This is a genomic window from Rheinheimera tilapiae, assembly GCF_042432165.1.
Classification (GTDB): domain Bacteria; phylum Pseudomonadota; class Gammaproteobacteria; order Enterobacterales; family Alteromonadaceae; genus Pararheinheimera; species Pararheinheimera tilapiae.
Genome location: NZ_JBHLXP010000001.1, coordinates 104,445 through 107,603 on the forward strand (window position 1 = coordinate 104,445; position 3,159 = coordinate 107,603).

Below are 3,159 nucleotides of genomic sequence, written 5' to 3' on the forward strand. Positions count from 1 at the left end.
GGGCCCGGTGCTGCTCAAAGCGTCGGATCAGCTGCAAATCGACCCAGAGATGCAGATCTTGCGGCAGTTGCCGTTGATTGGTCTTTGTGAAGAAAATCAGCTGAAAGTGAAGAATAAACGCAAAGGCTAATCAGCATGGGCAGTGCGCGGGGTTCATCTGCCTGCGCACTGTTTTGCTATTGCGTCAGGATCACCAACACGCCGCTCCAGTCCAGGCCATAGCTTGTGCCTTGCAGTGGCGCGATTTCGACGCCGGTATAAATGGCTAAAAACGGAATGCCGGCGGCGGTGCACAAATCGCGCACGATTTCGGCTTCTTCGCCATCACTGCCGCTAATAGCCGACATGCGACCACCACAGTCGAAGTACAGCGCCAGCTTGCCATGCTGACCAGCCTCTTTAATCTGCGCCAGTAGCCGTTTGGTGTTGTCTTGCGCCGATTGCATCATCAGAACCGGGTCGCGGCGCATTAACATCACTTGTTGGCCTTTGCTTAAATCGGCCTCAAATAACATCACTGCAGTATCGTCCGGTAACACACCAGTCATTAATCGCGTGACCAGCTGTTGTTCGTCCGGATCAGAACCCAATGGCCGCGCCAATGCCAGACTGGTGACCGGCAACGGCCTGCCGGTTGGACCGTGTTGTAAATGCCGCCATTGCTGGCCACCGGTCAATTGATCAAACAACGGCACGATAGGCTGTTGATCCAACTTGTACAGATAGGGGCCGAACACATCACTGACTGTGAAGTGGCGGTCCGATAAAGGAACACAACCGTGCATGATGCAGCTAGCCAGTTGGAATTGGCCAGCGAGCTGCAGTGCGCTGGCACTGTGCCGGCTGACACCATCACCACAGAATTGCCAGGTTAAATTAAAATTGCCATCGCCTAGCAAACCCGCGCCAAATAGCGGTATGTGTTTTAAACGCGGGTGATGGGTGCCGGCTATGATTGGGCCTGCAGGGATTAAAATCGGTGGCTGTTGTGGCGTTGCAGCAAACCGGACCGAATCAAAAAACAACAGCAGGCAGCGGCTGTCGGGCAGGCTGGGCAATTGTCCAGCCAAAACTTCGCCCGATAAATGCGGGTCGCGATAAATGTCCTGGCTGGTCGCGAGCTGCCATTCCCAGTCGTCGCCCGCCATAATCACCACCGCAGCGCATGGGCCATGCGTTACACACTGATCGGCCCAGCATAGTCCCATCGCTGAACCGCCGACAATCGGCACCCAATCACCGAGTAAATGCCGCATACCGGCATAAAATTCATGGGCGTCGAGATCGCCGCTGCAAAATGCCAGCGCCAGCCGCGGTGTCAGTTGAGCGGGGAGGTCGTTTAACGCTGTGGTGACGGCCTGAACTCCGGCCTGAAATGCCTGTACTGCTGTACTGTTCCCTATTACAACGTGCATCGGATCCCTGATGATTAGCTGAGTCGTGGTTTATTGTACCTAGTTTTGTTTAGAAATCAGCCTGATTTGTCACGTTTAATCGTTTAATGGTCGTTGTTTGAAGTTATAAGGTGGGATTGTGCCAGTTGCTGACATTCATTGACCTGATGATCTTTGGTTGTGAGCATCATTTTTGCCTTTGCGGCGAGCTCGCTTAGCAAAGATTTCACCTGACGGTGAGGTACTTTCTTTTGTTTCGGCAAAAGAAAGTACCCAAAGAAAACCCGAACCCGGTTCCGCTCGAAAGCCCGCTAAAAAATACCGATTTGAGGCGAAAACGTAACTCGCGATTCGCGAACGTCGAATCGCTCAGACACCCGTTTTCTTAAAACCTCAAATCGCCATTTTTCAACGGCTCGCTCCAACGGGTGTTTGGCTTTGTAGTTGTTTTCATTGTTTTTTCGAGTAATTGAAAAGCAAATCTAACTACTGCAGCAGGCGGCCCGTTGGAGCGAGCCAGCTGAAAATCGTTGGCCAAGGTTTTAAGAAAATGGGTGTCTGAGCACGGCGACGCTAGCGCCGTGCGAGTTACATTTTCGCCTTGGGCGGCGACTTTTCAGGTGTGCTTTCGAGCGGAACCGGGCGAGCGCTTTTTGGTTACTTTTTATCGCGATAAAAAGTAACTCGCCCATCGGGCGAAACAGCCGAACGCAGGGCAAAGAGCTAGCGTTAGCACAACGCCATCCGCAGGATAAATTTCTGCAATTTGCCCAAAGCTGCAGTATTTACAGCACTCCGGCGCTACGGTGGTTATAAATCCGGATGGTCATGATAATCAGGATGGTGGCGATCAGGGCCGACACTGCATGATGCAGCACCAAATGGCCGAGCAGGAAAGCCGGCACGTCTTGCCAGCCATCGATCAGCGTGAGTTTAGTCAGTAACATCGCATAAGTTGCGAGGTGCAGATATAAACCGGTGCGGAAAATCTGACCGATCCGCTGTTGCAGTGGTTGGCTTAAGCCTGAACCAAACAAACGCAAGCCGATTAATGCAGCGATACAGAGGCCGAGCGTTAACAATCCCAGCCCTAACAATGATGTTTTTGCCACAACGGCGCTCGCGATATACCAAGGTGTCATCAAGCATTACTCCAGATAAAACTACAATCACTCAGTGATTTGCCACACATCAGCCAGCGAGTCCCAGACCAGATCGGCACTTTGCAGATCTTCATCGCTCAGCGGGTTGCCGCTGCGAACCAAAAACTTGCGCGCAACGCCTGCCGCAGTAGCGGCTTGCATATCGGCAGCTTTGTCGCCGACCATCAGGCTTTGTGCCGGATCGATGCCGTATTCGCGGATAGCCTGCAACAACATGCCTGGATTGGGTTTACGGCAGTCACAGTCGATATTGTACGGCACCTGACCTTTTTCAAGGTGATGCGGGCAATAATAGACGCCGTCAATTTTGACGCCGTGCGCGGCAAACTGCTGTTTCATCCAGCTGGTCAGCACGGCGAAGTCCTGTTCGTCGTAATAACCGCGCGCGATACCGGATTGATTGGTCACCACAATCAGTAAATAACCGAGGCTTTGCAGATGACGGCAGGCGTCAAAGACACCGTCAATAAAATCAAAGTGTTCGGGTTTGTAGGTGTAGCCGTGATCGATATTGATCACGCCGTCACGGTCGAGAAATGCTGCCTTGCGCAATGTCGTCAAAGTGCTTGAGTTCATCAGAGTCCTTCCTGGCGGATCAGTTT

At 52.4% G+C, this 3,159-nt stretch carries 3 protein-coding genes; all 3 read right to left on the reverse strand.

Annotated features, from left to right (window positions below; genetic code table 11):
- Positions 1-176: 176 nt before the first annotated feature.
- Positions 177-1,415: an FIST N-terminal domain-containing protein gene (locus ACFFJP_RS00515; RefSeq protein WP_377239344.1), complete on the reverse strand. Its 1,239-nt coding sequence runs from the start codon at positions 1,413-1,415 to the stop codon at positions 177-179.
- 764 nt (positions 1,416-2,179) lie between these two features.
- The gene (locus ACFFJP_RS00520) at positions 2,180-2,536 is read right to left on the reverse strand and encodes a hypothetical protein (protein WP_377239345.1); all 357 of its coding nucleotides are present in this window, start codon (positions 2,534-2,536) and stop codon (positions 2,180-2,182) included.
- A 27-nt stretch (positions 2,537-2,563) separates the two neighbouring features.
- Entirely contained in the window at positions 2,564-3,133 is a 570-nt protein-coding gene (gmhB, locus tag ACFFJP_RS00525) for a D-glycero-beta-D-manno-heptose 1,7-bisphosphate 7-phosphatase (protein WP_377239346.1), read from the reverse strand.
- Positions 3,134-3,159 lie beyond the last annotated feature (26 nt).

Bases quoted from the DNA above. Each gene is read 5' to 3' on its own strand.
- ACFFJP_RS00515 (WP_377239344.1), bottom strand. From the start codon at position 1,415: ATGCACGTTGTAATAGGGAACAGTACAGCAGTACAGGCATTTCAGGCC.
- ACFFJP_RS00520 (WP_377239345.1), bottom strand. From the start codon at position 2,536: ATGACACCTTGGTATATCGCGAGCGCCGTTGTGGCAAAAACATCATTG.
- gmhB (WP_377239346.1), bottom strand. From the start codon at position 3,133: ATGAACTCAAGCACTTTGACGACATTGCGCAAGGCAGCATTTCTCGAC.